Source organism: Phaeovulum sp. (assembly GCF_041596715.1).
Lineage (GTDB): Bacteria > Pseudomonadota > Alphaproteobacteria > Rhodobacterales > Rhodobacteraceae > UBA6213.
The window spans coordinates 1-4,385 of sequence record NZ_JBFHIA010000250.1 but is presented as its reverse complement, the minus strand read 5'-3'; the positions used below and the strand labels follow the sequence as shown (position 1 = coordinate 4,385).

At 63.9% G+C, this 4,385-nt stretch carries 5 protein-coding genes and 1 pseudogene; 4 read left to right on the top strand and 2 right to left on the bottom strand.

Annotated elements, in window-relative coordinates; genetic code table 11:
* Nucleotides 1-615 (bottom strand): annotated as a pseudogene (locus ABY403_RS14000) (primosomal protein N'); the annotation flags it as partial.
* 206 nt (nt 616-821) lie between these two features.
* On the opposite strand from ABY403_RS14000, the gene fsa reads away from it, so the two are divergent.
* The 4 genes from fsa to ABY403_RS13980 all read left to right on the top strand — a co-directional run bounded on the left by fsa (nt 822) and on the right by ABY403_RS13980 (nt 3,930).
* Entirely contained in the window at nt 822-1,475 is a 654-nt protein-coding gene (fsa, locus tag ABY403_RS13995) for a fructose-6-phosphate aldolase (protein WP_372841443.1), read from the top strand.
* A 75-nt stretch (nt 1,476-1,550) separates the two neighbouring features.
* Nucleotides 1,551-2,255 (top strand): DUF484 family protein, encoded by a 705-nt coding sequence (locus ABY403_RS13990; protein ID WP_372841442.1) that lies wholly within the window; start codon nt 1,551-1,553, stop codon nt 2,253-2,255.
* 1 nt (nt 2,256) lies between these two features.
* Nucleotides 2,257-3,180 (top strand): tyrosine recombinase XerC, encoded by a 924-nt coding sequence (locus tag ABY403_RS13985; protein ID WP_372841444.1) that lies wholly within the window; start codon nt 2,257-2,259, stop codon nt 3,178-3,180.
* 30 nt (nt 3,181-3,210) lie between these two features.
* Nucleotides 3,211-3,930, top strand: a complete 720-nt coding sequence (locus ABY403_RS13980) for a phosphatidylcholine/phosphatidylserine synthase (protein ID WP_372841441.1) — start codon at nt 3,211-3,213, stop codon at nt 3,928-3,930.
* On the opposite strand, the gene ABY403_RS13975 is transcribed toward ABY403_RS13980, so the two are convergent.
* The coding region (locus ABY403_RS13975; protein WP_372841440.1) for an EamA family transporter at nt 3,927-4,385 on the bottom strand (459 nt) is incomplete at its 5' end. The two genes, ABY403_RS13980 and ABY403_RS13975, sit on opposite strands and share 4 nt — an antisense overlap.

Sequence of the window (4,385 nt, the reverse complement as noted above, 5' to 3'; positions counted from 1 at the left end):
CGCCGCTGCCGCCTGATCGTCGGCCAGCACCAGACCGGGCAGCGAAGGATCAAGCCGCGCAAAGGGCGCATCGCGCGGGCTTTCAGCCTCTTGCACCGCGCCGGTCGCTACCAGCCCCTTGACCACCGCAGCCCCGACCCCCGCCAGTGCCGCGAGTTCTGCCAGCGCAAAGCCCGCGCCGCCATGATCTTCAAGCACCCGCAGCACCCGCGCGCGCGCCTCGGTCATGCGCTCGGGCTCGCCCGTGCCCTGGCGGTAAACCTTGCGCATCCCCGGAGGGTCGCCCAAGCCCGGTGCCCGTGTGGCCAACCGCAACATCACCGAAAGCGGCGTCAGCGTGTAGTCTGCCATCCGCTGCAAGAAGGTCAGCATCGAAGCTGTCAGCGGCGCGGCATCCAGCACGCGCAGAACCGTGCGCACCTTGGCCGGGTCATACCCGCCTTCGCCCGCGCCCCAGACAACGCCCAGCACCCGGCGCGGGCCCAGCGGCACCTCGACCAGCGCGCCGACAAAACACCCGCCTTCGGGGGCGCGGTAATCAAGCGGTCTGCCCACCGGCTCGGCCGTCAGCACCGCCACCAGCGCACCCGCTTTGAAATGGCTTGCTTCATCCATGCGGGCACCAAAGCATTTTCTTGCCCTCGGCGGGGGTATTTTCGCGGATGAGACGCGGCGGTATTTTCATGGCGGCGCATACCGCCCGCAGGACGGGGCGCGAAGGTGCCGAAGCCGCGCAGGCAAGCGTGCTCGGGCGTGTTTGGGGTTCCGGCAGGCCACGCTTTGCGCTATCACGCGGGCAAACCCCGTGCAGGAGCCGCCCCATGAAGTTCTTTGTTGATACTGCCGATGTCGCCGCCATCCGAGAGCTCAATGAGCTTGGCATGGTCGATGGTGTTACCACCAACCCTTCGCTGATCCTGAAATCGGGGCGCGACATTGTCGAAGTGACCAAGGAAATCTGCAGCATCGTATCGGGCCCGGTTTCGGCCGAAGTGGTCGCGACCGACGCGAAAACGATGATCTCCGAAGGTCTGACGCTGGCCAAGATCGCCCCCAATATCGCGATCAAGGTGCCCCTGACGTGGGACGGGCTGACCGCCTGCAAGGCTTTCGCATCCGAAGGCCACATGGTCAACGTCACGCTCTGTTTCTCGGCAGCGCAAGCGATTCTTGCGGCCAAGGCGGGCGCAAGTTTCATCAGCCCCTTCATCGGGCGGTTGGACGATAACAACTACGACGGCATTCAGCTGATCGAAGACATCCGCACCATCTACGACAATTACGGCTTCAAGACCGAAATCCTTGCCGCCTCGATCCGCTCGGTCAACCACATCACCGATTGCGCGCGCATCGGTGCCGATGTCATCACCGCCCCGCCCGCCGTCATCAAGGCGATGGCGAACCATGTTCTGACCGACAAGGGGCTGGAGCAGTTCTTGAAAGACTGGGCAAAAACCGGGCAGAAGATCGGCTGAAATAACTCCTGATTTTTTGTTCGAGTAGTGTAAGCTGGCGCAAAAATGACCACCGGTGCAGTCGGGGATACGGGCATGAGCGAACAGGCATTGGCAAATCAGCTGCGCGACAAGATCATCCGCGATCCCGAGGTTGTGCTCGATGATCGGGATGTGATGCGCGCGCTGGTGGCGGCCAATGACCGCGCGATGGGTGGCAATATCGTCGATCTGCGCGGCGTGGCGATGGAGCGGCTGGAGGCGCGGCTGGAACGGCTGGAAGATACCCACCGTTCCGTCATCGCGGCGGCTTATGAAAACCTCGCGGGCACCAACCTCATTCACCGCGCCGTGCTGAGTATGCTCGACCCGCTGACCTTCGAGGATTTCTTGCACAACCTCGGCAGCGACGTGGCCGAAACGCTGCATGTCGATTCCGTGCGTCTGGTGCTGGAAAGCGTGCACTCTGAGAACGATCCCGCGCTACGCAATCTGGGCGACGTACTTTGCGTGGCCGAGCCGGGTTTCGTGCAGGAATACATGCGTGGCGAGCGTAACGGCCAGCCGCGCGCCGTGGTGCTGCGCCAAACGCAGACCAATTCCGATGCGATCCACGGCGCGAAAGCCGAATGGATCCGCTCTGAGGCGCTGATGCGGCTCGATTTCGGCGAAGGCCGCTTGCCGGGGATGCTGGTGATGGGGGCCGAAGACCCGCATCAGTTCAAGCCCTCGCACGGGACCGATCTTCTGGCATTCTTCGCGGGCGTGTTTGAACGGGCGATGCGCCGCTGGCTTGGCTGAGATGACGCCGGGGTTTTCAGCCGCAGCGGCCGATGCACTGGCAAAATGGCTGGGACAGTTGCGCGCGCTTGATGGTGCAGCAGAGCACACGATCACCGCCTATCAGGCAGACGTGGCTGACTTTTTGACCTTTCTGTCCGCCCATCGCGGCGAAGGGCTGGGCCTTGGCGGGCTGGCAACGGTCAGCCAATCGGACATGCGCGCGTTTCTTGCGGCCGAGCGGGGCCGGGGTTTGGGCGCGCGGTCACTGGCGCGGCGGCTTTCAGCGATCAAGGGTTTCATCCGCTGGCTGGCCGACCGCGAGGGGTTTGATGCAACGCATGTGCTGGCCGCCCGCGCGCCCAAATATGCCCGCTCGCTGCCGCGCCCCTTGTCCGAGGACGGCGCGCGCGATGTCATCGAAAGCGTCGAGGCCGAGGCCGCCGAGCCTTGGGTAGCGGCACGTGACGGCGCGGTGCTGACGTTGCTTTATGGTTCGGGCTTGCGCGTTTCAGAGGCGCTTGGTCTGACCGGCGCCGATCTGCCACTGCCCAGCGCACTGCGGATTCGTGGCAAGGGCGGGCGCGAACGGATGGTTCCGGTCTTGCCCGCAGCGCAAGATGCGGTCGCGGAATACCTGCGGCTTTGCCCCTATCGCATGACGCCCACTGAGGCGCTGTTTCGCGGGGTGCGCGGTGGCGCGCTGAACCAGCGGCAGGTGGCGCGCGTGATGGAGCGCGCGCGCATGGCCTTGGGGCTGCCTGCAACGGCCACGCCGCATGCGTTGCGCCATTCGTTCGCGACGCATCTTTTGGCCGCGGGGGGCGATTTGCGCGCCATACAAGAGTTGCTGGGCCACGCCAGCCTTGCCACGACGCAGATCTACACCGCTGTCGATAGCGCCCGCCTGATGCAGATCTATTCCGCAGCACACCCCCGCGCCTAAGCGCGGCGTGCGATTGTCACTGGCCAGAATATGCGTCATGACTGGGACATGACGTTGCGTTCCAAAGCCCTTTTTGTTCATCTGCTGACCGCCACAGGTGCGGTTTTAGCGATGTTGGCCATGCTTGCCGCAGTGCGCGGCGAATTGAGCCTGATGTTTTTGTGGCTGCTTGGCGCGCTGATCGTCGATGGCATCGACGGGCCGCTGGCGCGCCGCTACGACGTGAAGAAAAACTGGCCCACCTATGACGGTGTGCTGCTTGATCTGATCATCGACTATCTGACCTATGTTTTCATCCCGGCCTTCGCGCTGTTTCATTCCGGCCTTCTGCCGGGTTGGACAGGCTGGATGGCGATTATCGTGATCACCTATGCTTCGGTCATCTATTTCGCCGATACCCGTATGAAAACCAAGGATTGTTCTTTCGCGGGCTTTCCGGCCTGCTGGAACATGGTGGTGCTGGTGCTGTTCGCGGTGCAGCCAAGTTTCTGGGTAACGCTTGCCGTGGTGGGCGTGCTTTCGGGGGCGATGTTCACCAACTTGCGCTTTATCCACCCGGTGCGCACCGCACGTTGGCGCGCCGTGTCGCTGCCCGTCGCCATCGGCTGGACCGGGTTTGCCGTCTGGTCGGCGTGGGTCGATTTCGACCCGACAAGCTGGGCGCGGTGGGGGCTGGTTGCGACCTCGGCGTATCTGCTTGTTGTAGGCCTAGTGCAGCAGGCGTTGTCGCCGGCGGAGAAAGCCGCCTAAAGCCGCGTCAGAACCACCCCGGCGACGATCATCACCCCTGCTAACGCCTTCATTGGCCGCATCCGCTCGCCAAACCAGAGCCAGCCGATCAGCACCGCAAACAGGATCGAGGTTTCGCGCAGCGCCGCCACCACCGCAATCGGTGCCACGGTCATTGCCCAGATCGACACCGCATAGGCACCATATGAGGCCGCCGAGGCCAAGCCACCCAAGGCCCAGCCGCGCATCCCCCCGGCCAGCACCGCCCGCCCGCGCCAGAGCACCATGCCCGAAGCGAACAAGATGCCGTCGAGCACGAAGATCCAGCCGACATAGGCAATGGCATCGCCCGAGACACGCGCGCCCAGCCCGTCGATCAGCGTGTAAGATGCCGTTGCCGCCGCCGAGCCAAGCGCAAAGGGCAGCAAGCGGCGGCTTTCGCCATCGGTAAAAACGCCGCGCGCCATCATCAAGAT